The sequence below is a fragment of the Geminocystis sp. genome (assembly GCF_041753295.1).
GTDB lineage: Bacteria > Cyanobacteriota > Cyanobacteriia > Cyanobacteriales > Cyanobacteriaceae > Geminocystis.
On the sequence record NZ_JBGSUU010000127.1, the window covers coordinates 1 to 25,063 of the forward strand.

A 25,063-nucleotide genomic window follows, 5' to 3' on the forward strand; every position below is an offset into this window, starting at 1 on the left:
TTTGGTGAAGCCTTAGAAGCGTTTCGCACCGCCATATCTTTTCGCTTTTTTCAATGGTTAAAAGATAATATTGAGGTATTTACTAATTATAAAGCAAGTTTGGGCTTTGTTTGGGCATAATTTTTGTTTAAGTACCGATAACCACTAGAAGGGGCGGCTTGAATTTTAATGGCGGGATAAATATTGTAATTGGTTAGGGTAGGAGGATAATTAATGCTTTGTATGGTGACAAGGTTACTGAGTTGTACTAATTGACCATTACGAGATTTAACATAAAGATTTTCAATATCTGAAGGATTGGCTCGAAATTCAGGTTTCATTTGGGCATAAACTCGATATTGACGGTTAGCAAAAACGAAGTCATTAATATAACGAGAACCAATATAGGTTTGCAAGGTGTTTAAGACTTCAGATACATCCACATTCAGGGCGTTAATTTGATCTCGATCAAGGTTGATTTCCTGTTGATCTGTGTAAAATGTAAATGGGGTAAAGACGTTTTGCAATTCGGGGCGTTCATTAGCACTAGCAATATATTTTTGTGCTACTTCGATCATGCTTTCCATAGGTAAACCGCTTCGATTTTGCAACTGAAACTCTAAACCGCCTGTAGCACTTAAACCATCTACGGCAGGAGCATTAATTGCCACGACTTTTGAGCCTGTCATTTTAGCTCTTAAATCCTGATTGAGATTTCTTAATAACCCAAAGGCTGACTGCTCAGGGTTAGATCGTTCTTCCCAAGGCTTGAGACGGGCAAAGAAAAGATATTTATTGTAGTTATTGCCTTCAAAACTTGTTCCTGCGATGCCTAGATAACCTTTTACTTCGGGAATATCTTTGAGAATATCATTCACTTGGGCAACTTCTTTATTGGTATAGTTTAAAGAGGTATTAGAAGGAGAATTACCCAAGATAAAAAAGTATCCTTGATCTTCTTCAGGGATAAAACCAGAGGGAATAATGCTATACATAAATACTGTTGCCGCTAATCCCCCCACAAAAATTATCATAATCACTAATTTGATGTTAGTTAGGACGGTTATTAACTTACCGTAAAGATTTTCAATCCAACCAAAAACGGTGTTAAAAAGACGGAAAAACCAACCGAATAAGAAATTAATAGTTCGATCGAGGGGATCGGGATCAGCATTTTTTGGGCGTAAAATTAAAGATGCCAGAGTAGGTGAAAGAGTGAGGGCGTTAAAGGTAGAAAAAACAATGGCGGCGGCTAATGTTATGGCAAATTGACGATAAACAATTCCTGTTGTACCGGGGAAAAAGGCTACGGGAATAAATATCGCTAACTGACTTAACGCCGAAGCAACAATCGCACCTCCTAATTCTTCCATAGCATCGAGGGAGGCTTGTAACGGTTTCATTCCTTGAGACATTTTGACTTGCACCGCTTCCACAATTACCACCCCGTCATCTGTCACCGTACCGATAGCTAAAATAATCCCGAATAGAGTTAACAAATTTAATTCCAATCCGAAACTTAAAACCACCGCTAATGAACCGATCATCGCTACAGGCATGGCAATAGCTGGAATAATCGCTAAACGCCAATTTTGCAAAAAGATCATGATGGTAATAATGGCATAAATAATCGCCTCAAAAGTATTACTCTTAACATCATCGATGGCAACGGTAACAAAATCTGTGGTATCAAAAGCCACATCAACTTTTAATCCGGGGGGGAAACTATTTTGCAATTCTGTAATCTTATTTTTAATGGCTTCTCCTGTAGCTAAAGCATTTGTGCCGGGTAATTGATAAATAGCGAAACCAATGGCAGGTTTACCATTGTAAACTGCTGAAGTGTCGTAATTTTCCGCACCTAATTCTATTGTGCCAACATTCCTAAGTTTAATTAAAGTGCCGTTATCTCCCACTTTTACCACTAATTCTTCCGCTTCTTGAGGAGTCTTAAAACGTCCTGAGCTACGAAGGGGAATTTCAAACTGTTGTTCGGGAAGGGATGGCTCTTGACCAATACGCCCTGCTCCAACTTGTAAGTTTTGATTTTGAATAGCTTGAACCACATCACTGGCGCTAAGATTTCGAGATGCTAACTTGTAAGGGTCTAGCCATATACGCATAGCGTATTTACGTTCTCCAAATACTGTAATTGAACCTACCCCAAAAATACGTTTAATTTCATCTGTAACAAATAAATCAACGTAGTTACTAATAAAAACAGGGTCATATATTGATTTTCCTTCGTCATTTTTATCCGCATAAAAAGCATAGGCTAAGAGGATATTGGGAGAGGCTTTATCTACTTTTACCCCTGTTTGCTTAACGGAATCGGGTAATTTTGGCTCTGCTAAAGATACTCTATTTTGAACGTTAACTTGTGCTTCATTTCGATCAATACTGGTGGGAAAGGCTACGGTAATATTAGAAACCCCGTCATTACTGGTATTAGAGCTAATATATTTCATATTCTCTACCCCATTAATTTCCCGTTCTATAATTGTGGTGACGGTATTTACAGTGGTTTGAGCATCTGCACCATTATAGGAGGCGGTAACTTTTACTTGAGTTGGTGCAAGTTGAGGTAATTTGGCGATAGGAAGTAAAGGAAAAGCGATAGCCCCTGCTAAAACGATGACTAAAGAACAAACTGTTGCTAAAACAGGTCTTTTAATGAAAGTATTGGAGATACTCATTGAGAATATACTTATTTATAAAAAAACATTGAAATTAGTTGCTGAAATTAAGTAGAGTTATTTTTTTTGACTTATCATTAAAGTGTCATCGAATTTTTAGTAATACACAACAGAAGTATCTAAGATAGGCAATAAATGACTAAAAACAGGTACTTGAATTTCAGCACCTGAATTGACAATTATTTATTTCTCGAAAATCCTAACCTAGTTTGTTCTTTATTATTTTGTATCATTCTCAACACACTTAAGGGTACGCACGATGGCGGCGGCGGTGTAATCCCTCTGAACAGGTTTGGTGGGAGCAAATTTGTTACCCTTCTCGTTGACAGGAGAAGCAATCTGACAATAGGCTGACATCTGTAATGTTAACTGTTGATTATAACCAGAGACATCGGAGAAATTGATGGGTTGTTGAGTGGGAGTCAAGGCTGGAGAACGTCCCGCTTTTACTTTCAGCATTTCTGCGGATTTTCTCAGGAAGTCCACTAACTCACTACGAGTAATATTCTCCGTAGGGCGAAACTTACCTGTTAGCGTACCTGTAGGAAAAATATTCCACTGTGCCCAAGCAATTTTTTGAGCACTCCAGCGATCGCTAGGTACATCAGTAAAAAGACGGACAGGACGAGTGGGTTTAGCATTAAGATCTACAGTAGTCATCGTACTTATCGCATCAACAATCATCGATATAGCTTGTTCTCTGGTAACAGGTTTATTTGGGGCAAAAGTACCATCAGGAAATCCTGCAATAATTTTTAATTCCCACGCCCTGATAATTTCCGATTTATAAACATTTTTCTCAATGTCACTGAAGGGGAGAGAGGACTGTTGAGGAGCAGAATTATTAGTATTTTCCATCTGAGCTATTTGATGGATCTGAGGAATTTTGGCTAAACTAATAGAACTACAACTTAATAACGCTGATATAGTGAACGTTGTAAGTTTTAATTTGGTTAAAAATTTCATGAAGTTAACAAGTTAAAAATTGTGAATAAAGGTAAAACTTAAGGTCAAGTTATCAGTAAAGTGTCTTGACTGTTGAACACTGTATAAGCCTCTAATAATCATTATCAGTTCAATACCAATACTATGCTTATCATTTCGTGCCAAATATGTTAAAAAATATAAATATCAGTTTTTTTGGATGGACAATAATATTCAATATGGGCAACAGTGGGTTCAAGATAATTAGCCAAAGGAAAAAAATCTTAAGTGACATGATTAATTGCAACCCATAACCGTTGCCGTATAAGTTTTACCAAAAGAAGCAATGCCATTCACGAATAAATTAACTTGATAGGGTTGAGTACCTTTACGGGGATTGGAAGCTATTTTTAAGGGTTTACTCGGATTAATCGTGACACTCTCTTGATTAAAAAATTCGTCTGCAGTTTGATCACTATATTTAAGATACATTCTGACATCAAAAGCATTGTCATCCTCAGAAGTAATCGTCACAACATAACGCTTAAAATTATTATTTCCCCCAGATACTGCCCAATCGGTATTCCAATTATTATTTGTAATATTGCCAAAACGAGTGGGAATTGTGGGTTGAGAAACGGTTTTAGTAACTGTGCTTCCCTCTCCACCTACTAAGGGTAAGGGTTTACAAGTTTCCGCCCGAATAGGACTTATGGAGGTAAAAAGAAAGAAACTAGACGCAGACAATAAAATTAATCTGGCAAACATAATAATTATATTTAAGTTTAATGAATAAAGTATTCAAGAAAAAATAATCTAATCATTCATACTAGATATTTATAATTATTCTTTATTTATCATTTTGTGCCAAATATATTAAAAAATATAAATACCATGCACTAACTTTATCTATGATAAGCAATTTACCATTAGTTCGGGCAAGTAGTCTTTTGCCCCTGCTCAAATTTTTAAACGAAAATGGTATTTCTTCCCAAGAGTTTACTCGCCAAAGCAAACTTCCAGAAAATATTTTTTCCCACTCAGAAAATGTACTTTCCCTTTATCAAGCCTTTGATACTCTCAATTTTTTTGCTCGTCGTGAAGGGGAGGAATTGTTCGGAATTTTAGCTAGTCAAAAATTGGAAATAGAGGATATAGGTTTATTCGGTAAAATTATTAGTCAATCTTTAACAGGTTATGATTTATTAAGAACTATTGTATCGCTACTTAAAAGAACCTATAGTTCAGGGGTGAAAGTATGGTTAACGGAAGATAATGATCGTATTTGGTTTAATCATCAATATCTTAACTTGAAACATTGTGAAAATCAACAAGCAAGTTATTATGGTTTTTTGTCTCACTTGAAGGCAATTAGATCGATCATGGGTTTTGACTTGCATCCTACGGATTTATGTTTTCAAGGGCAAACCATAAAAGGATTGTCAAACATAAATTTATTTTCTCAGTGTCGGATACGCTTCAATCAACCTTATAATTCTATGGGTATTTCTAAAAATCTTCTTTATTTACCCCTTGAAAAAAAGTATCACCATAGCAATGATGATGAACAAAATTTATACGAACGAATGAACTTACTCAACCTTCCTGTGGATTTTGTCGATGCCCTTAAATTATTGATTCGCTCTCAATTATTTGGCGGTAATATTCAAATACAAACCATAGTAGATTCTGTCGGTACGAGTAAAAGAAGTCTGCAAAGATGTTTAGCACATAAAGGTTTGAGTTATTCTCATTTATTAAATCAAGTAAGATTTCAATTAGCGGTTGAATACTTAAAAGATAACACCATAAAAATTGGTGACATTGCTTTTGAACTTAATTATAGTGAAGTAAATAATTTTACTAGAGCATTCAAAAAATGGACGGGTTTAACACCTAGTGAATATCGTCATCGATTGTAACGGGTTTTAATGAGAAAAATTTAACCATCAACACCTTTTTTAATTGATATGATTGCCATCGAAAATCTTTTACTAACCTAAATTGAGATAAAATTATCAGTTAATTGATTAAACATAATAGTTATGAATGGAAAACGTATTTTATTTTCAGCCATAATAACGGCAATAATTGGCTTTATGTTAGGTTTGGGTTTAGCTAAAGTAGGACAACCTAATGAAATTGGTTTAAAATACGATAGAGCGGTTTATCGTAGTTGGATACGTTCTTATGGTATATGGGGCATTGGTATTGGTTTTGTAGTTGGTGCCGGACAAGAATATTTAAGACAAGCAAAAGTTGAACAAGATCGAGAAAATTAATTATCAATAAAAAGAAAAAGAATGTAATTTTTTGAACTTACCTTAACGAGTCAAAAATATAGGAAATAATAGTAAAAATTTATAATAAAAATACGAAAATTAATTATTTATACTTTATTTATTAATCATTTTTATTCTATTTAATGTTTCAGTTTACAAAAAAAATATTGATCAATTTCATTAAGCAAAACGAGGTTTAAATAATAAATAAATACTGATTAATAAACCTAAAACGTTAGGTATCCATGCCGCCATAAAAGGAGAAATTGCACCAATTAATCCTAAACTACCGATAAAAAAACTAATCATATAATAGCCAAAAACAACACCGACACATAAACTAAAACTGGTGGCTTTACTAGCAGTATTTGGGAGACAACCTAAAGATGAGCCCACTAAAGCAAATATGATACAGACAAAAGGAAAAGCTATTTTTTGTGCTGTGCGTACTTGAAACATTAGCACATTTTTTTCATCTCCTAATAACCTTAACAATTTAATATATTCTTGAGATTGAAATATATTCATTTCATAGGGATCTCTACTTTTGGAAGCTAATTCTAAAGGTGTTTTTGAGAAAGAAATTTGGGTTTTTTGAAAAAATGATCCTTTTGCTATTAAAGGATTTTCTGCAACATCATAAATTACTCCATTGAATAAATCCCATACTTGATTTTGATTATTCCATGAACCTCTTTCTGACATAATTACTTTATTTAGTACTTTTTTTTCTGTGTCTAAAATAGTTAAAGATTGCATATTTTCCCCATCAAATTTTTCCGCATAAAATAGGGTTTTTAATTGTTTACTATTTTTACCATTATCTTGTTTTACTTCTACATATTCAGGGTAAAAAATATCTTGTCTTAATAAAAACTTTCTCTGTTCATTTAACTGTTGTACTAAAATTGTTGTTATCTTGTAATTAGTATTTGGAACGACTAATTCATTGAAGATAAAAGTAAATGATGTTACAAATAAACTTAAAATTAAAGCAGGAGTAATTAAGCGAAAAATACTGATTCCACCACACCTTAAAGCTATTATTTCACTATCTTTACTTAAGCGACTATAAGTTATTAAAGTACTTAACAATACTGATATAGGCAATCCATAAGCAATATATTCAGGTATTTTTAAGAAAAAAATTTCTATGGCGGAAATTAACGGTAAATTTGAGTTGACAATTTTATAGCTTAAATCAGATAAAGTTGCGATAGCAACTCCTAAAACAGTAAAAATTCCTACACTAAAGAAGAAAGGAGTCACTAACTCTTTTACTAAATAGGTGTCCATGATTGATAGCTTAAAAGTGCGCATTCAACTTAAAATAATAAATTAGACTTATAAATATTAGACTGATCAAAAAACTTTTTTTTCAACATATATATTAACTTTATTTAGTGACGATTTTAGCAATAGAATTAATGATCAAAACTAAAAACTTATCAATTTTATCTTATCCAGTAATCACAATTCTCTTAATAGGGTTAATTATACGAGCAATTATTGCACTTTATTTATATTCAGGATACGACGAGGCTTATTATTATCTTTATACCCAAAATTTAGATTGGAGTTATTTTGATCATCCTTTTCTAGTATCTTTAACAACAGGTTTCGGAGTCTGGTTAACAGGAGAAGTAAATCAATTTACCCTCAGAATTGGTACATTAATTATTTTTACGGGAAGTTTATATTTTCTTTATTTGACAGCAAAAAAATTATTTGGAGATAAAAGCGCTTTACTAACTCTGATAATTGCATCTTTGATTCCTATTTTTACTACCGCTTTTGGAGTGTTAACTTTACCCGATGGACCATTAATCTTTTTTTGGACATTAGTATTACTTTGTGCTGTTCATGAGTTTTTTGTCAAGGAAAATCCCTATAATTATCAACCAACTTATCGTTTAAGTTTCATCGGAATTTTTCTTGGTTTAGCCTGTTTAGGAAAATATCACGGTTTTATTTTAGGATTAGGATTACTGGGATTTTGTGTTTTTAATCCTCCTTATCGACGAGTATTTACATCTGGTTGGTTAATTGTTAGTTTTGCATTATTTATTCTAACTTTATTTCCCCTTTTATATTGGAATTGGCAACACAATTGGATTTCTTTTAGCTTTCAATTATCGGGACGTTTTAACAGCAATTCTTCTTCTTCTTTAACAATTAATCCTTTTAATATTTTTCTTGTGGCTTTAGTGGGAATCGGTTATTTATTTCCTAGCTTTGGTTTTCCTCTTTGGTGGTTGAGTATAAAAACCTTCTGGAGTGAGATAACCACCAAGCCAAATTATCGTTATCAGCTAATTTTATGGGTTTCTTTACCTTTAACCATTGGTTTTACTATTTTAGGCGCAGTTACTCAAATTTTACCCACATGGCCAATGCCCGGTTTTTGGGGATTAACATTAATTTTAGGACATCATGCTCATAATAATTATTCCTCCAAATTTATCCAACGTTGGTTGTTTTTTTCCTTCCTTATTTTTCATACCATTGTCATAATTTCTTTACTACACTTCAATATTGGTTTACTGCAAAAGCCGAATCAGAATAATTTTTTTCAAGGTTTAATTTCCCCACAAAATGATCCTTCTACAGAATTAATTGATGTTGTACAATTAAGAAATAATTTAGCTTCATCTTCTGCTTTTTCTCAATCTCTTTCACAAGCTGATTTTATTTTTACCAATCAGTATTATCTTGGTGGTTACATTGGTATGGCGATCGCACCACTTAAAAAAATACCGATAACTTGTTTTTGCGATGATAGTCGAGGATTTATGTATTGGTATCCCGCCAAAAACTTAATAGGTAAACAAGGATTGTATATTACCACAAAAAGGTTTGCCCAAGAAAATCTGATCAACGTTAAATATAGTAAATATTTTCAATCTTGGCGAGAAATAGCCCAAATTCCTCTCAAAAGATCAGGTGAGATTACAGAAGTATTTTATATATATGAAGGACAAAATTTAATGGCTATTCCCTCAGAAGTCAAAAAATGGAGGAATAATTAGGAGATAGGAGATAGGAGATAGGAATGTACTTTCGCCTTTTTACCCCACCTTTCCTATTATTATCTCTTATCTTCACGGCTAATTTATCAATTTTTTAGTTGCAAAAATTTTTTCAATAACATCCTCCACAACTTTATCAGGAGTGGAAGCACCAGAGGTTACTCCTATAGTTATTTCCCCTTCCCCAAGCCAATTATTTTTAATCTCTAAATCTGTTTCAAGAGGTTTATGTTCAATTTTATTATCTAAAACGAAAATACGATCACCACTATCAATATGATAAGAAGGAATATTGTATTCCCCAGAAATTTCTTGCAAATGAGTTGTATTAGATGAATTAAAACCGCCAATTACCACTATTAAATCTAGTTTTTCTTTCACTAAATTGAGCATCGCATCCTGTCTTTCTTGAGTCGCATCACATATAGTGTTGAAGCTCATAAAATGTTCATTTAATTGTGTCGGATTATATTTTTTCATCATAGTTTGCTCAAATAACTTCCCGATAGCTTCGGTTTCACTTTTTAACATCGTAGTTTGATTCGCAATACCCACTCTTTCTAAATCAGTATCAGGGTTAAAACCCTCTGAATAAGCATTTTTAAATTTTGTCAAAAACTCTGTGCGATCGCCACCGTTAAGAATATAATTAGAAACATATTTTGCTTCTTCCATATTTAAGACGACTAAATAAATATTAGCAAATGAACTTGTAGCAACGGTTTCTTCATGTTGATATTTACCGTGAATAATAGAAGTATAACTACGTTTTTTATGTTTTTCTACAGAATTCCAAACTTTAGAAACCCAAGGGCAAGTTGTATCAACAATAGTACAATTTTTATCATTTAGTAACTGCATCTCCCCAACACTCGCACCAAAAGCAGGTAAAATAACTACCTCGTTACTATTAACCACAGAAAAGTCTTTCTTTCCTTCCTTAAAGGGAATAAAATCTACATTCATTTCCTTTAAACGCTGATTTACAGATGGATTGTGTATAATTTCATTCGTGATCCATATTTTTTCCTGTGGAAAATGTGTACGAGTTTCGTAAGCCATTGCCACTGCCCTTTCGACACCCCAACAAAAACCAAATGCTTCAGCCAGACGAATGGTTACATTTTCTCTGGTTATTTGATAATTATTTTGACGAATATTTTGAATTAAATTACTTTGATATTCTTGGTTTAAAGTAGCCGTAACTTGTTCCTGATGACCAAATCCTTTGCGATGATAGTTATCTGACTGTTGAAGAGTACGTTTAAATGTCTTTGTATCCATGAGTATCTTAAGAGTTAATAATTAATCTTCATTCTATTACTTATTGCCCATTACTGATTACGAATTACCTATTAGTCAATATAAAGAAAAGTAACAGAATCTTGACTTAAATGAGAAAACATTAAAATTAAAAACCTTGTATGAGGGAATGTTAAGCAAATTTTAAATATTGTTAAGCAATTCCCACAACTGAGTCAAAATACCATTATCATCTTGGTTAATGTAGTAGTTAAAGTATTTTGTCGAGAGAGGATACCTCATGACAGTAAGCCCTCAGAAAGAGGCGAAAGCTAAAGTTATTGTTGATAAAGATCCAGTTCCTACCTCTTTTGAAAAATGGGGAAAACCAGGACACTTCGATCGCACTTTAGCTAGAGGACCCAAAACCACAACTTGGATTTGGAATCTTCACGCCGATGCCCACGATTTCGATAGTCAAACCAGTGATTTAGAAGATATTTCTCGTAAAATCTTCAGCGCTCACTTCGGTCATTTAGCAGTAGTATTTGTTTGGTTAAGTGGGATGTACTTCCACGGAGCTAAGTTTTCTAACTACTCCGCATGGTTAGCTGATCCTTTAAACATTAAACCAAGCGCCCAAGTTGTTTGGCCTATTGTAGGTCAAGACATCCTCAACGCCGACGTTGGCGGTGGTTTCCACGGTATTCAAATCACATCTGGCTTATTCCAATTATGGAGAGCTTCTGGCTTCACTAACGAGTATCAGCTTTACGTTACCGCTATCGGTGGTTTAGTAATGGCAGGTTTAATGCTCTTCGCTGGTTGGTTTCACTACCACAAAGCAGCTCCTAAGTTGGAATGGTTTCAAAATGTGGAATCCATGATGAACCACCATTTAGCTGGTTTATTAGGATTAGGCTCTTTAGGTTGGGCTGGACACCAAATTCATGTATCTTTACCAATTAATAAATTGTTAGATGCAGGAGTTGCACCCGGTGACATTCCTTTACCTCATGAGTTTATCCTAGATCCCTCCAAAATGGCTGAGTTATACCCTAGCTTTGCTCAAGGTTTAACACCATTCTTTACTTTAAATTGGGGAGTTTATTCTGACTTCTTAACTTTTAAAGGTGGTTTAAATCCTGTAACTGGTGGCTTATGGTTGTCTGATACCGCTCACCATCACTTGGCGATCGCAGTATTATTCATCATCGCTGGTCATATGTACCGCACCAACTGGGGAATCGGTCATAGCATGAAAGAAATCTTAGAAGGACATAAAGGACCATTCACTGGCGAAGGTCACAAAGGACTCTACGAAATCTTAACCACATCATGGCACGCACAATTAGCCATTAACCTCGCTTTATTAGGTTCTTTGACTATTATTGTTGCTCAACATATGTACGCAATGCCTCCTTACCCTTACTTGGCCACAGACTATGGTACACAGTTATCACTGTTTACTCATCATATGTGGATCGGTGCATTCTTCATCGTCGGTGCAGGGGCTCACGCTTCAATCTTCATGGTTCGTGATTATGATCCAGCGAAAAACGTTAATAACCTTTTGGACAGAGTATTACGTCATCGTGATGCGATTATTTCTCACCTCAACTGGGTATGTATTTGGTTAGGCTTCCATAGCTTCGGGTTGTACATTCATAATGACACCATGAGAGCTTTAGGTCGTCCCCAAGATATGTTCTCTGACTCAGCAATTCAATTACAACCTGTTTTTGCTCAATGGATTCAAGGTCTTCACACAGCAGCAGCTGGTGTAACTGCTCCTTTTGCTGGTGCTGGTGTTAGCCCTGTATTCGGCGGAGACATTGTTGCTGTCGGTGGCAAAGTAGCGATGATGCCTATGACTTTAGGTACTGCGGATTTCATGGTTCACCATATTCACGCATTCACCATTCACGTTACCGTTTTAATTCTTCTTAAAGGTGTGCTTTATGCCCGTAGCTCGAGACTTGTCCCCGACAAAGCTGAGTTAGGCTTCCGCTTCCCTTGTGATGGACCCGGTCGTGGTGGTACTTGTCAAGTATCTGGATGGGATCATGTATTCTTAGGCTTATTCTGGATGTATAACTCCATCTCTGTGGTAATCTTCCACTTTAGTTGGAAAATGCAATCCGATATTTGGGGAACTGTCTTACCTGATGGTAGTGTTTCTCACATTACTGGTGGTAATTTCGCCCAAAGTGCTATTACTATCAACGGTTGGTTAAGAGACTTCTTATGGGCACAAGCCGCCAACGTAATTAACTCTTACGGTTCAGCTTTATCTGCTTATGGCATCATGTTCTTAGCAGGTCACTTTATCTTCGCTTTTAGCTTAATGTTCCTTTTCAGTGGACGTGGCTATTGGCAAGAGTTAATCGAATCCATTGTTTGGGCTCATAATAAACTCAAATTAGCCCCCGCCATCCAACCTCGCGCTTTGAGTATTATTCAAGGTCGTGCTGTAGGTGTAGCTCACTATCTCTTAGGTGGTATTGTAACTACATGGGCGTTCTTCCTCTGCCGTATCCTATCGGTTGGTTAAGAATGTAAACTTTCACTAACAAGTGGGGGTAAACTCGGCAAGATAAGTTATAAAATAACCAATAAAGCCGTTTTCAAAAATCAAGAGTCGATCAAAAAGTTTCTATACTTGATGATTAACTTCTTAAAAAACAACTTTAAAAAACTTGCCTAGAGATTTTAAATATTTAACTCTCTGGGCAAGAGCAAAAAACAAAATAGAGCAGCGTATTTGAATCGTTGACCCTCATTGTGTAACAGGAGAATTCCTTTAAAAAGCTATGGCAACTAAATTTCCCAAATTTAGCCAAGATTTAGCCCAAGATCCAACTACAAGACGGATATGGTACGGAATTGCTACCGCTCATGACTTTGAAACCCATGACGGTATGACCGAAGAGAATCTCTACCAAAAGATTTTTGCTTCTCATTTCGGTCATTTGGCAATCATCTTTCTATGGACTTCCGGTACTGTATTCCATGTAGCTTGGCAAGGCAATTTTGAGCAGTGGATCAAAGATCCTTTAAACGTCCGTCCCATCGCCCATGCAATTTGGGATCCTCATTTCGGTCAAGGTGCTATTGATGCTTTCACCCAAGCGGGTGCATCAGGCCCTGTAAACGTTGCTTATTCTGGTGTTTACCATTGGTTCTATACCATCGGGATGACCACTAATCAAGATTTATATACTGGTTCAGTTTTCCTTTTAATTCTGTCTGCTATATTCTTGTTTGCTGGTTGGTTACACTTACAACCTAAGTTCCGTCCTAGCCTTTCTTGGTTTAAAAATGCTGAATCTCGTTTAAATCACCATTTGGCTGGTTTATTCGGTGTTAGCTCTTTAGCATGGGCTGGTCACTTAGTACACGTTGCTATTCCTGAATCTCGTGGTGTACACGTTGGTTGGGATAACTTCTTAAGTGTTAAACCTCACCCCGCTGGACTTGCTCCTTTCTTTACTGGTAACTGGGGCGTTTATGCTCAAAACCCTGATACAGCTAGTCAAGTATTCGGAACTTCTGATGGTGCTGGAACTGCAATCCTAACTTTCTTAGGTGGTTTCCATCCTCAAACCGAATCCTTATGGTTGACTGACATTGCTCACCACCATTTGGCCATCGCTGTTATCTTCATTATTGCTGGTCATATGTACCGCACTAATTGGGGTATTGGTCACAGTATTAAGGACATCTTAGCCGCTCACAAACCACCTTCGGGTAAATTAGGAGCAGGACACAGAGGACTTTATGACACCATTAATAACTCTTTACATTTCCAGTTAGGTTTAGCCCTAGCTAGTTTAGGAGTTATCACTTCTTTGGTTGCTCAACATATGTACTCTCTGCCTTCTTATGCGTTCATCGCTAAAGACTATACTACCCAAGCCGCTCTTTATACTCATCATCAGTATATTGCAGGTTTCTTGATGGTTGGTGCTTTTGCTCACGGTGCGATTTTCTTCGTTCGTGACTATGATCCTGAAGCTAACAAAGATAACGTTTTAGCTCGGATGTTAGAACACAAAGAGGCGATTATTTCTCACTTAAGCTGGGTATCTCTTTTCTTAGGTTTCCACACTTTAGGACTTTATGTTCATAATGATGTTGTGGTTGCTTTCGGTACTCCTGAGAAACAAATCTTAATCGAACCAGTATTTGCTCAGTTCGTTCAAGCTGCTTCTGGTAAAGCTCTCTATGGTTTTGATACTTTATTATCTAACCCTGATAGCATTGCTTATACTGCTTATCCTAACTATGCCAATGTATGGTTACCCGGTTGGTTAGAAGCTATCAATAGCGGTACTAACTCTTTATTCCTTAACATTGGACCTGGTGACTTCTTAGTCCATCATGCCATCGCCTTAGGATTACACACCACCACTTTAATTCTTGTTAAAGGTGCTTTAGATGCTCGTGGTTCTAAATTAATGCCCGACAAAAAAGACTTCGGTTTCTCCTTCCCTTGTGATGGACCTGGTCGTGGCGGTACTTGTGACATCTCTGCATGGGATTCCTTCTACTTAGCTATGTTCTGGATGCTAAATACTTTGGGTTGGTTAACCTTCTACTGGCATTGGAAACACCTCGGTATCTGGACTGGTAACGTTGCTCAGTTTAACGAAAACTCTACCTATTTAATGGGTTGGTTCAGAGATTACTTATGGGCAAACTCCGCTCAGTTAATCAACGGTTATAATCCTTACGGTGTAAATAACCTCTCCGTTTGGGCTTGGATGTTCTTATTCGGACACCTTGTTTGGGCAACTGGCTTCATGTTCTTAATTTCTTGGCGTGGATATTGGCAAGAATTAATCGAAACCATCGTTTGGGCTCACGAACGTACTCCTCTAGCTAACATTGTTCGCTGGAAAGATAAACCCGTTGCTCTTTCAATCGTTCAGGCTCGTTTAGTTGGTTTAGCTCACTTTACCGTCGGCTATATTCTCACCTACGCAGCCTTCTTAATTGCTTCTACTGCCGGTAAGTTCGGTTAATAACTGGTTTACTTTATTAGTTAGTGATTAAATAAAATTTTAACCCTCTGCCTTTATTGGTGGAGGGTTTTTTTACTTTTGACAAAAAACTACTGTAATGCTATGACAGATACTTTCGCAGCTATTTGTTGAGCTATTTTTGTAAGAGCGATGGCCGAAGCCGATTCAGGATTTCCGACAACAATAGGAATACCAGAGTCTCCTCCTTCTCGGAGAGAAATTTCTAAAGGAATACAACCTAGTAAAGGTACATTTAACTCTTTAGAGGCTTTTTCACCACCACCAGACCCAAAAAGGTCATAATTTTTATCAGGCATATCAGGAGGGATAAAATAGCTCATATTTTCCACCAATCCAAGAATATTTGTGCCTAACTGTTCAAACATTTTTAAGCCCCTACGAGCATCTTGTAAAGAGATAGTTTGGGGAGTGGTGACAATTACTGCTCCTGAAAGGGGTGCAGCTTGAGCTAAAGTTAATTGTGCGTCACCTGTGCCAGGTGGCATATCAACAATTAAATAATCTAACTCTCCCCAATTGACTTGATATAAAAATTGACGTATGATACCGTTTAACATTGGACCACGCCACATTACAGGCTGATCAGGATCAATTAAAAAGCCCATAGAAACCATTTTGACACCATGATTAAAAGCAGGTTGTAGAATATCTCCCCCTGAAGATTTTTCTACCTCAATAGGCACATCATTTAAACCCAACATTGTTGGTACATTTGGACCATAAATATCAGCATCTAATAAACCAACTTTAGCCCCCATTTGGGCAAGGGCAACGGCAACATTTACAGAAACAGTACTTTTACCAACTCCACCTTTACCGCTAGAAATGGCAATAATATTTTTTACTTGATTTACTGATTGTCTATTTGGTAAAGGTTTTTGTTGAGGCGTTTCGGCTGTAATTTCAATAGATACTGACTCCACACCCCCTAATTTTTTAACGGCTTTCTCACAATCTTCTCTAATAAATTCTTTTAATGGACAAGCAGGAGTAGTCAATACGAGAGTAAAATTAACATTACCATCTTTTACCGTTACGTTACGGATCATGTTTAATTCTACTAAACTTTTTTGTAATTCAGGATCTTGAACTGGTTTTAATACTTCTAAAATTGATTCAGTAGTTAACATAATTTTTTATTTAATGGTTGATTTTGCCCTTTATGCCCCAAATATGAGGACTTTATTTTATTTATTCCCTCCAAATTGAAGGTAAAAAGGCTTAATTATTATAGCTTTTTATCTATAAATAAACTTTTATCTATCATTAATTATCAATGTAAATTGGTCAAGAATAAAGTAAACATACAATTAATTTTTAGAACTTACTTATGATATTGATCATTGCCTTTAATCAAAAATTAAAACTTTAAAGACTACTATCTATCTAAAATAACAAAGTATTTTTTTGCAGTCTTTGAATGGTAACAACATCGGTTAAATTATATTGTAAAGGTGTAATAGTAATATAATTTTCTTGATTAGCTTGAACATCGGTGGGTAAATCAGGAGGTAAGTAAATATGTTCTGGTTGTTCGACTTCTTCGACTAATTCCCCTGCTAACCAATAATAACTTCTACCTCTAGGATCTAGTCTTTCTTGGAAATTTTCAATATACCGCCGAATACCTTGACGAGTAATTTTGACTCCGATAATATCCGATTCGGGTACAGGAGGAATATTTACATTCAGTAACGTCGCTTCAGGTAAAGGATTTTTGGTTAATTGCTGGATTAACTTTACGGCATAATTAGCAGAAGGTTGAAACTCTTTTTTCGTAAAACTGGCTAAACTCAAGGCAATACTTGTAATACCGTCTATTGTGCCTTCCATAGCGGCGGAAACCGTACCAGAATATAATATATCAGTGCCTAAATTAGAGCCTTGATTGATACCAGCTAGTACAAAGTCAGGTTTCTCTTGAAGTATGGCACTTAAGCCTAATTTAACACAATCTGAGGGAGTACCTGAACATGACCAAGCTGTAACTTTTGGACTAAAAATTCCTTCAATAATATCTGCACGAATGGGATGATGAAGGGTTAAACCATGACCAGTAGCGGATCTTTCTCGATCTGGTGCTACTACTGTAACTTTATGTCCGTGAGAAGCTATGGTATTAGCTAGAGTACGAATACCGAGGGCAAAAATGCCATCATCGTTACTAATTAAAATGTGCATTTTTCTTTAAGTAATAAGTAAAAAAAGAGCTAATAAATTTTTAAAATTGTTAATTGCTAATTATTAATTATTAATTATTAATTATTAAAGTGTTTTTTCTGCTTTTATCATTTTTTCATAACATAACCATCCTAAAAATATCATAGTAATAGCAAAGATAGTGAGGAAAAAAAAATGACCTTTAATTTCATCAAAATATTTTCCTTTTCCCCAAACATCAATTAAAGCCTCATTCATATGAAAAATAGGATTAAATTGAGCGATCGCTAACATTTTTTTAGAGAATAAAGAACTAGGGAAAAAAGTCCCCCCCATAATTAATAAAGGTACGCCAAAAGTCGCCACAATAGCATTAACATCTTCTGTTCTTTTTGCTAATTGAGTACCTAAAATAAAACCTAAACCAACATAACTAATAATACTTAAAAAGATGATTATTAAACCCAAAATAATTGAGCCTGATATGGATTTACCGTTAATAAAAAGTACACTATAAACTAAAATAGTTTGCAAAATACCAATAACACAGTGAGCGAAAAAAATCCCTAAAAAATAAGAAACTCCACGAAGGGGAGAAATAAATAAACGTTTCAGGGTTTTTTGTTCTCTTTCACCCACAATAGTAGCAATACAACCGCCTAAACAACTAAAAAATAAAGCCGCACCTACGAGGCTAGAGGGAGCAGAAATTTTCATGGCTAAAGCCGTGGTTATTTTAGCTCTTTCGGCGATGATATAACTATTAATTAATAGAATAAAGATAGGAAAAATTATCCAAAATATTAAACTTCTTTTCCTTCTAAATAATTCTGTTAATATTCTTTGAGTTACTGCTAAAGTTTGATTAAAGTATTCCATTTTTTCAGTATTTAACCCATAGTAAAAAATTGTTTTAAGTATTTTTTTGTCTTTAATTATTAAATTATCTTTGAGAATCTCGTCGCCCTAAATCATAAACAGCACAGGCAATACAAGCTAAAATTCCCACACTGATTAACCAACTTTTACCTAGGGCAATTTCTACTACTAAATTACAAATAATAGCAATAATAAAAAAAGGAATAATACTGGTTAAAGAAGCTAAAAAAACGTTTTGAGATTCCCTTTGAATGGGGTTAAATACTTTTTCATTAGTAAAAATGAAATTTTGTGCATAATTAAATCCTCGATTTAAGCCGTCAATAATCGATTCTCTTAAAGAAGCAAAACTAATATATAACGCTAAACACCAGAGACAACTGCCCACGATAGTACTACGACTTATTTCCCAAGAAAAAAACTCCATGATGATTAATTTAATAAATTTTGTTAAGAATATATAGCAATCTTAAAATAATGTGTGAGTGATTAAAGATAAAAAAACAAATCTGTAAATTTTACTATGGTAAAAGTGATAGCTAATAGCTTTACAATAACTAGAGTTCGAGATTAAAATTTTTTTAAAATAAGAGCTATAGAGTAATAAGTGTTCAAATTTTAAGGAAGAAAAATAATTAAATCAAGGTAAATAATAGTAAAAAATAAATTTTTCATAAGTTGAAATCAATTCTTATTACTATCTCCTGTATCCTATCTTCCTATTCCACTAAAATTTATGTATAAATTATACTACAATAATGTTAAGTTTTGCCCTTTACTCAGAAAATCTCAATTATAAGTAGTAAAATGTGTAATTCTTTTATGGTGAGAAGAAGTAGAAATCATCTTAATTGTTATCAAAAATTTATCATCTCAAACCATTGAAAATAGTTATCATTAAGTTATACTTGAGAAAATTAGTGGCTAATAACGGTCATAATTTCTTTCATCAATATATTAGATCTAGCATTTTTTACGAAAATACTTATTAGAGAAACGAAAAAAAAATCAGTTTTACCATAGTTTAAATAAATTCTTTTTATTATCTCCTCTATTACGACTCTAATTAGTATATTTTATTGTTAATGCAAAATCTCAATTAATACCCACCAAAAAATTTTAGCTTTCTAATTCATTAATTGTTTAGAGTTGAAACTTCTTAAAAGAATGTCTATGATTACCAGCGAACAAGCCAATCAACACCAAAAACTATATAAACAAGCACTTCTGCGTCTTGGAGAAATGTTAAAAGTCTTGAAAGAAGGAGATAGTAGTCGTAATCGAGAAACTTTAAAATCACATTGCGATTACTTATCAGTTCAAGGAAAAAAACAAAACCTTTTTGGTTGGGTTGAGATAATGGAAACAGCAAAAATAGCCATTGTCAAACCAGAAAATGACTATAACTCTACAACTAAACTAATTATTAAAGAAATAAAAAACGCTGGGGAATATTTACTCAAAAATGAAATTAACTCTATTTGTGTTGGCGAGACGTTACGAAGTTTAGCACCTCAATCTCGTGCTAGATTAATGGATTTAGAAACAATTTATGGTGAAATAAAAGTACCCATTGAAGAAGTTTATAATTCTAAAAATACTCTCGAAAGAGATTTATGGCGAGAAACCCAAATTGATTCTAATTTTTCTCCGCCAAACCTAACAGACGAAACAAAGATTTCTGATGATGATGATAGTGATATATTGACGGATTTAGGTATATCTGATGATGATAGCTTATTAGACGATTGGCTAGAAGATGATTCTTTTGCCGATGAAAATCAACAAGTTAGTTCAGTATTTTTAAGTGAACAAGATTTTGTAACTAACTCTAGTCGTCCAGAGAATACAGATGATATTAGTAATATTTTTAATGAGCAAAATAGTGAGAATATCAAAATTGATCAATGGCAGAAAGAGGGAGAAGAAGATTCTTCCCAAGATTGGGATTTTCTCTCTGATGACGATTCCAATACTTTATCTTTAGGTAATATTGATAGTGATGAGATTTCTGAAGATTTCTCACAATTATTTCAAGATAACAATTCTTATGATTCCTCTGTATCAAATTATAAAAATACTTTTATTCAAGAAAATGCTGATATTGATGATTTAGATAATTTATTTAATGATGTTGCTAGAAGTACAGTTATTATCGATGATCCTCAATCAGAATTAGAAGGAGTATTAAAAAATCTTGATGATTTAGAAGTAGAAGACGATTTTCCTAGTACCGGAAGTGTTAATACTTATCAAATTCTACAGCCTCTTAAACAAAAATCTCCTCCTATTATTTTTTATGAAGATTTTGAGGAAGTTCATACTTTACTTTCTAGTAATATCTCATGGTTAGAACAAGATCAATTTGAAGATTTACAATCTATTATTGGTAACTCCTTAATCAATTATTATGAAGAACAAAGCGAATTAGAAAGATTAGTTAATTCAGCCACTCTCAAAATAGAAGAAGTCAATTGGCAACATTTAGCAAATATTATTGAAGATTTACCAGATATAATCATTACTTCCCATAAAACTAAAACTTTAAGCAGTATAAATGAACTAAATTCTGTTGATTCTGCCTTAAGTGATTTAGATCAATTACTGGCAGAAAGTGATGGACAAACTAACGGTAGTAGGAAAAAATGGATTAAACCTGCTGGAAACAATGCTAACAGTCAAGGGAAAGTATTTGAACAGAGTATGAGGGTGTCTGTTAAACAACTAGATAACCTTAATAATCTCATTGGAGAAATGGTAGTTCGTCGTAATCGCTTAGAAGAAGATCAAGAAAAATTAAGACAGTTTTTAGATAATCTTTTATCCCATGTTCAAAATTTAAGTGATGTGGGTGCAAGAATGCAAGATACCTATGAAAGAAGTCTTCTTGAAGGTGCATTGATCGATAGTCGTAAACGAAATGAGGCAACGGTAAAAGCTCAATTAGCAAGGGGTGAAGGTAGATCAGAAGGGACTTATTTTGGACGCAATATTGATATTAACAATGATGATAATCAAAAGTTTCAACCTCCCGAATTAGATGAACTAGAATTAGATCGTTTTACAGGATTTCATTTACTAGCTCAAGATATTTTAGAGTTAATTGTACGGGTAAGAGAATCAACTTCTGATATTCAATTCCTTGTGGATGAAACAGATCAATTAGGCAGAAATTTACGACAAGTGACGACACAACTACAAGAAGAAATCAATAAGTCTCGCATGGTATCTTTTTCTCAAAATGCCGATCGCCTTCCTTTACCGATTCGGAAAATTGCAGAAGGTTACGATAAGCAAGTACAACTAAAAATTGAAGGTAGAGAGGTATTAATTGATAAAATGATCCTTGAACATTTATGGGATCCTCTTTTACAAATTACGAAAAATTGTATCACTCATGGTATTGAATTACCCCAAGAAAGAGAAGAAATGGGTAAACCGAGCATTGGTACTATTACCGTGAGAGCTTTTTTGCAAGGACCACAAACGGTAATCTCTATCTCTGATGATGGCGCTGGAATTGATCCTCAAAAAATTAAGAAAAAAGCCATTCAAAATAAACTTATTACTCCAGCACAAGCGGCTAATCTCAAAGACAAAGAAACTTATGACTTTTTATTTAACGCTGGTTTCACCACTAAAGAAAAAGCTGATAGTCACGCTGGAAGAGGTGTTGGTTTAGACATTGTGCGAACCAAACTCAATGAAATTAGAGGCAGTGTTACCGTTGATTCTACCCCCGGAGTGGGAACTACTTTCACCATTCGTTTACCTTTAACCCTGAGTATCGGGAAAGCCTTATGTTGTATGAATAATAATGCTCGTATCGCTTTTCCCATTGACGGAATTGAAGATACTAAGGACTATTCAGCCAATGAAATTAAAATTAATGCACAAGGACAAAAATGTATTCTTTGGAAAAATACGTTATTACCTTTCCGTCCTCTGAGTACTTTAATGAATTATAATCGTCAAATAACTCGTAGTATTATTTATACCAATAACCAAGACGAAGAAACTATCCCTATTGTGATATTAAGGGGCGGTAACAATTTATTAGCTATTCAAGTTGATCAAGTATTAGGACAAGAAGAAATCGTTATTAAACAAATTTCTGGCCCTTTACCTAAGCCGAAAGGTATTGCTGGTGCAACGGTTCGCAGTGATGGAATTGTTATGGCTATTGGTGATGTTATCGAACTTATTGAAATTGCACAAGGTAATTTAAGTACGAAAGTTAACGTTAATTTACCAAATCAGTTTCATGGCGATCGCACGGTAGCAGAACAGACTCAAACTCAACCTTTGGTGTTAATCGTTGACGACTCAATCACCGTAAGGGAAATGTTATCCATAAGTTTCAAAAAATCGAATTATCGAGTAGAACAAGCAAGAGACGGACAAGAAGCATGGCAAAAACTACAATCAGGGCTACCTTGTGATCTGGTTTTCTGTGACATTGAAATGCCAAGAATGAACGGGTTAGAATTGTTGCAACATATGCAAGAAGATCCCTTATTATCAAATATTCCTGTGGCGATTCTGTCTTCTCGTGGTGCAGAAAAACATCAACGAATTGCGGCAGAATTGGGGGCTTCAGCTTATTTGATTAAACCTTATGTGGAAAAAGATTTAATTGACTCGGCAAAAAGAATGGTAGAAGGAGAAGTATTATTACCCGGTAGTAAAAAAATCCCTAAACTAAAAATTAATAAATCTACTATTTCTGGTCAAGACAATAATAATTCAAAAAATAACAAAAAACTCAAATCCTCACCAATGGTATTAATTATTGATGATTCAGTGGTGGTAAGAGAAATGTTATCCATGACTTTTAAAAAAGCAGGTTATCAAGTCGAACAAGCACGAGATGGACAAGACGCATGGGATAAAGTAGTAGAAGGTTTACCCTGTGATTTGTTATTATGTGATATTGAAATGCCTCGCATGAATGGTTTAGAATTACTAGCGAAAATGCAACAAGATGATAAATTATCAAAATTACCCGTAGCGATGGTAACATCTCGTGGTGCGGAAAAACATCGTAAAATTGCGGCGGATTTAGGTGCAAAAGCCTATTTTACTAAACCTTATTTAGAAGAAGAGTTATTAAATGCTGCTAAAAAATTAATCAAAGGCGAAGTTCTTTTGTAACCAACAATTCAATAACTTGTCTTTCTAGTCAAAGAAATTATTAAAATGCTAATCATTAATTTTGGTACAATAAAATTTGTGGTATGTGAATTATTATTTTATTAAAAATGGCGACTCAGGAATTAGAAACGAAACCTCAAGGAAAAAATGAAGATTATTGGGATGAAATTCCTAATCAGGGCGAAATGTCTTTTTTTGATCACCTTGAAGAATTACGACAACGTATTTTTATAAGTATAATTGCCATGTTAGTCGGTGCAATATCTTGTTTCTTTTTTGTCAAACAAATTGTCGCATGGCTAGAAATTCCTGCTGGAGACGTGAAATTTTTACAATTAGCACCCGGTGAATTTTTCTTTGTTTCCATTCAAGTGGCAGGTTATACGGGAATTTTACTTTCTGCACCCGTTATTTTATATCAAATTATTCAGTTTGTCTTACCCGGATTAACTCGTAAAGAAAGACGTACTCTTGCACCTGTAGTATTTGGCTCAAGTATTCTTTTTTTCGCTGGTTTAGCTTTTGCCTACTATCTTTTAATTCCTGCTGCGTTAAACTTTTTTATTAATTATGGTGGCGATGTTGTTGAACAATTATGGTCTATTGATAAATATTTTAAGTTTATATTATTATTAATGTTTTCTACGGGTTTAGCCTTTCAAATTCCCGTTATTCAACTACTTTTAGGCACATTAAACCTAGTTTCTTCTCAACAAATGTTCTCTGCATGGCGTATTGTGGTTTTAGGAGCGATGATTTTGGGTGCAGTATTAACTCCTTCAACAGATCCCCTTACTCAATCTCTCCTCGGTGGTGCAGTTTTAGCGTTATATTTTGGTGGGGTAGGAGTAGTTAAACTTACAGGAAAATAAACAATTGATAATCAAAAATTAACCACTATTAATCATCAATTATCAATCATTTTACCTATTTTTTGATCTTTTTAGCCATGTTACGGAACATATCCATATTGGTGTCAGTTTTAGTACTAATTTTAGGTGTAAAAGAATCATTTTCACTGTTATTAGCAGTAGATTTTGGCCTAATTACTTCCTTAGAATCTTTTTTCGCTATTTTTTCTGAAGATACTTCTTGGATTAATTCTCCACCTTCACTATTCGTTAAAGTTTTAGGAAAAGTTCTTCTAGTAGTTTTAGAAGTACGCATATAATCAATATCTCCGAAAGTCTTAGCTTGATCAGGATCTAAAAAATAAGCATCTTCTACTTTCTTACTTTTTTTACCAAATAAACCAAATAAACCTGCCATTAGATTATTTCTCCTTATCAGTTTGTTAACTTTTATTGTTTTGATTATTAAAAATAATAACAGATTGTTACATTTCTGAGAATGTTCTTCCTTGATTAATTTAATCTTTCTTTGACAATTAGGTATTATCTGAGTGAATCATAAAATTTTTAGTGGAATAGAGAGATAAGCTAAGACGCACTTGTATAGTATATAATTATAATAATACAAATAAATTTGTTAATCTTAATCATGCCTATTAAAAATTTCTTATCACAGAAAAGAAAAACATTATTTACAAAATGCTTTAAAAAAAGAAGATAGAGCTGAAGTCAGAGAACGAATTTTAATATTTTTATTAGAAAATGATGGTAAAAATTATCAAGAAATAGCAAATTTTTTGAATTGCTCTACTCGAACAG

17 protein-coding genes are annotated in these 25,063 nt (G+C 34.3%); 7 read left to right on the plus strand and 10 right to left on the minus strand.

Going from position 1 to position 25,063, the window contains the following annotated elements:
- Positions 1–86: 86 nt before the first annotated feature.
- The 3 genes from ACEW8E_RS15935 to ACEW8E_RS15945 all read right to left on the minus strand — a co-directional run bounded on the left by ACEW8E_RS15935 (position 87) and on the right by ACEW8E_RS15945 (position 4,367).
- Entirely contained in the window at positions 87–2,675 is a 2,589-nt protein-coding gene (locus ACEW8E_RS15935; RefSeq protein WP_373481344.1) for an efflux RND transporter permease subunit, read from the minus strand.
- A 219-nt stretch (positions 2,676–2,894) separates the two neighbouring features.
- Entirely contained in the window at positions 2,895–3,641 is a 747-nt protein-coding gene (locus ACEW8E_RS15940; RefSeq protein WP_373481345.1) for an S-layer homology domain-containing protein, read from the minus strand.
- A gap of 255 nt (positions 3,642–3,896) precedes the next feature.
- Positions 3,897–4,367: a hypothetical protein gene (locus ACEW8E_RS15945; RefSeq protein ID WP_373481346.1), complete on the minus strand. Its 471-nt coding sequence runs from the start codon at positions 4,365–4,367 to the stop codon at positions 3,897–3,899.
- A 143-nt stretch (positions 4,368–4,510) separates the two neighbouring features.
- On the opposite strand from ACEW8E_RS15945, the gene ACEW8E_RS15950 reads away from it, so the two are divergent.
- On the plus strand, positions 4,511–5,521 hold the full coding sequence (locus ACEW8E_RS15950) for a helix-turn-helix domain-containing protein (RefSeq protein ID WP_373481347.1): 1,011 nt from the start codon (positions 4,511–4,513) through the stop codon (positions 5,519–5,521).
- A gap of 123 nt (positions 5,522–5,644) precedes the next feature.
- Positions 5,645–5,881, plus strand: a complete 237-nt coding sequence (locus ACEW8E_RS15955; RefSeq protein WP_373481348.1) for a hypothetical protein — start codon at positions 5,645–5,647, stop codon at positions 5,879–5,881.
- A gap of 180 nt (positions 5,882–6,061) precedes the next feature.
- On the opposite strand, the gene ACEW8E_RS15960 is transcribed toward ACEW8E_RS15955, so the two are convergent.
- Positions 6,062–7,177: an LptF/LptG family permease gene (locus ACEW8E_RS15960; protein WP_373481349.1), complete on the minus strand. Its 1,116-nt coding sequence runs from the start codon at positions 7,175–7,177 to the stop codon at positions 6,062–6,064.
- Between the two features lie 107 nt (positions 7,178–7,284).
- Between ACEW8E_RS15960 and ACEW8E_RS15965 the strand changes: the two genes are divergently transcribed.
- Positions 7,285–8,910 (plus strand): ArnT family glycosyltransferase, encoded by a 1,626-nt coding sequence (locus tag ACEW8E_RS15965; protein ID WP_373481350.1) that lies wholly within the window; start codon positions 7,285–7,287, stop codon positions 8,908–8,910.
- Positions 8,911–8,988: 78 nt separating this feature from the next.
- Here the strand turns inward: ACEW8E_RS15965 and ACEW8E_RS15970 are convergent, their stop codons facing one another.
- Entirely contained in the window at positions 8,989–10,194 is a 1,206-nt protein-coding gene (locus ACEW8E_RS15970; RefSeq protein ID WP_373481351.1) for a 4-hydroxy-3-methylbut-2-enyl diphosphate reductase, read from the minus strand.
- A gap of 259 nt (positions 10,195–10,453) precedes the next feature.
- On the opposite strand from ACEW8E_RS15970, the gene psaA reads away from it, so the two are divergent.
- Both psaA and psaB read left to right on the plus strand, forming a co-directional pair.
- A complete protein-coding gene (gene psaA, locus ACEW8E_RS15975) occupies positions 10,454–12,706 on the plus strand; it encodes a photosystem I core protein PsaA (protein WP_373481352.1) in 2,253 nt (750 codons plus the stop codon).
- A 259-nt stretch (positions 12,707–12,965) separates the two neighbouring features.
- Positions 12,966–15,179 (plus strand): photosystem I core protein PsaB, encoded by a 2,214-nt coding sequence (gene psaB / locus ACEW8E_RS15980; protein WP_373481353.1) that lies wholly within the window; start codon positions 12,966–12,968, stop codon positions 15,177–15,179.
- An 89-nt stretch (positions 15,180–15,268) separates the two neighbouring features.
- On the opposite strand, the gene ACEW8E_RS15985 is transcribed toward psaB, so the two are convergent.
- From ACEW8E_RS15985 to ACEW8E_RS16000, 4 genes are all read right to left on the minus strand, one after another.
- Complete coding sequence (locus ACEW8E_RS15985) at positions 15,269–16,330, minus strand: Mrp/NBP35 family ATP-binding protein (protein WP_373481354.1); 1,062 nt, start codon at positions 16,328–16,330, stop codon at positions 15,269–15,271.
- Between the two features lie 256 nt (positions 16,331–16,586).
- Positions 16,587–17,381 (minus strand): 5'/3'-nucleotidase SurE, encoded by a 795-nt coding sequence (gene surE / locus ACEW8E_RS15990; RefSeq protein ID WP_373481355.1) that lies wholly within the window; start codon positions 17,379–17,381, stop codon positions 16,587–16,589.
- 84 nt (positions 17,382–17,465) lie between these two features.
- On the minus strand, positions 17,466–18,239 hold the full coding sequence (locus tag ACEW8E_RS15995) for an ABC transporter permease (protein ID WP_373481356.1): 774 nt from the start codon (positions 18,237–18,239) through the stop codon (positions 17,466–17,468).
- Positions 18,240–18,303: 64 nt separating this feature from the next.
- Positions 18,304–18,666, minus strand: a complete 363-nt coding sequence (locus ACEW8E_RS16000; protein WP_373481357.1) for a hypothetical protein — start codon at positions 18,664–18,666, stop codon at positions 18,304–18,306.
- Positions 18,667–19,412: 746 nt separating this feature from the next.
- Between ACEW8E_RS16000 and ACEW8E_RS16005 the strand changes: the two genes are divergently transcribed.
- The gene (locus tag ACEW8E_RS16005) at positions 19,413–23,393 is read left to right on the plus strand and encodes a response regulator (RefSeq protein WP_373481358.1); all 3,981 of its coding nucleotides are present in this window, start codon (positions 19,413–19,415) and stop codon (positions 23,391–23,393) included.
- A 107-nt stretch (positions 23,394–23,500) separates the two neighbouring features.
- The gene (gene tatC, locus ACEW8E_RS16010) at positions 23,501–24,265 is read left to right on the plus strand and encodes a twin-arginine translocase subunit TatC (RefSeq protein ID WP_373481359.1); all 765 of its coding nucleotides are present in this window, start codon (positions 23,501–23,503) and stop codon (positions 24,263–24,265) included.
- 55 nt (positions 24,266–24,320) lie between these two features.
- Here the strand turns inward: tatC and ACEW8E_RS16015 are convergent, their stop codons facing one another.
- On the minus strand, positions 24,321–24,662 hold the full coding sequence (locus tag ACEW8E_RS16015) for a hypothetical protein (RefSeq protein WP_373481360.1): 342 nt from the start codon (positions 24,660–24,662) through the stop codon (positions 24,321–24,323).
- Between the last annotated feature and the right edge of the window lie 401 nt (positions 24,663–25,063).

Bases quoted from the DNA above. Each gene is read 5' to 3' on its own strand.
- ACEW8E_RS15955 (WP_373481348.1), top strand. From the start codon at position 5,645: ATGAATGGAAAACGTATTTTATTTTCAGCCATAATAACGGCAATAATT.
- tatC (WP_373481359.1), top strand. From the start codon at position 23,501: ATGGCGACTCAGGAATTAGAAACGAAACCTCAAGGAAAAAATGAAGAT.
- ACEW8E_RS15935 (WP_373481344.1), bottom strand. From the start codon at position 2,675: ATGAGTATCTCCAATACTTTCATTAAAAGACCTGTTTTAGCAACAGTT.
- surE (WP_373481355.1), bottom strand. From the start codon at position 17,381: ATGCACATTTTAATTAGTAACGATGATGGCATTTTTGCCCTCGGTATT.
- ACEW8E_RS16000 (WP_373481357.1), bottom strand. From the start codon at position 18,666: ATGGAGTTTTTTTCTTGGGAAATAAGTCGTAGTACTATCGTGGGCAGT.
- psaA (WP_373481352.1), top strand. From the start codon at position 10,454: ATGACAGTAAGCCCTCAGAAAGAGGCGAAAGCTAAAGTTATTGTTGAT.
- ACEW8E_RS15945 (WP_373481346.1), bottom strand. From the start codon at position 4,367: ATGTTTGCCAGATTAATTTTATTGTCTGCGTCTAGTTTCTTTCTTTTT.
- ACEW8E_RS15970 (WP_373481351.1), bottom strand. From the start codon at position 10,194: ATGGATACAAAGACATTTAAACGTACTCTTCAACAGTCAGATAACTAT.
- ACEW8E_RS15995 (WP_373481356.1), bottom strand. From the start codon at position 18,239: ATGGAATACTTTAATCAAACTTTAGCAGTAACTCAAAGAATATTAACA.
- ACEW8E_RS15985 (WP_373481354.1), bottom strand. From the start codon at position 16,330: ATGTTAACTACTGAATCAATTTTAGAAGTATTAAAACCAGTTCAAGAT.
- psaB (WP_373481353.1), top strand. From the start codon at position 12,966: ATGGCAACTAAATTTCCCAAATTTAGCCAAGATTTAGCCCAAGATCCA.
- ACEW8E_RS16005 (WP_373481358.1), top strand. From the start codon at position 19,413: ATGATTACCAGCGAACAAGCCAATCAACACCAAAAACTATATAAACAA.
- ACEW8E_RS16015 (WP_373481360.1), bottom strand. From the start codon at position 24,662: ATGGCAGGTTTATTTGGTTTATTTGGTAAAAAAAGTAAGAAAGTAGAA.
- ACEW8E_RS15940 (WP_373481345.1), bottom strand. From the start codon at position 3,641: ATGAAATTTTTAACCAAATTAAAACTTACAACGTTCACTATATCAGCG.
- ACEW8E_RS15950 (WP_373481347.1), top strand. From the start codon at position 4,511: ATGATAAGCAATTTACCATTAGTTCGGGCAAGTAGTCTTTTGCCCCTG.
- ACEW8E_RS15960 (WP_373481349.1), bottom strand. From the start codon at position 7,177: ATGGACACCTATTTAGTAAAAGAGTTAGTGACTCCTTTCTTCTTTAGT.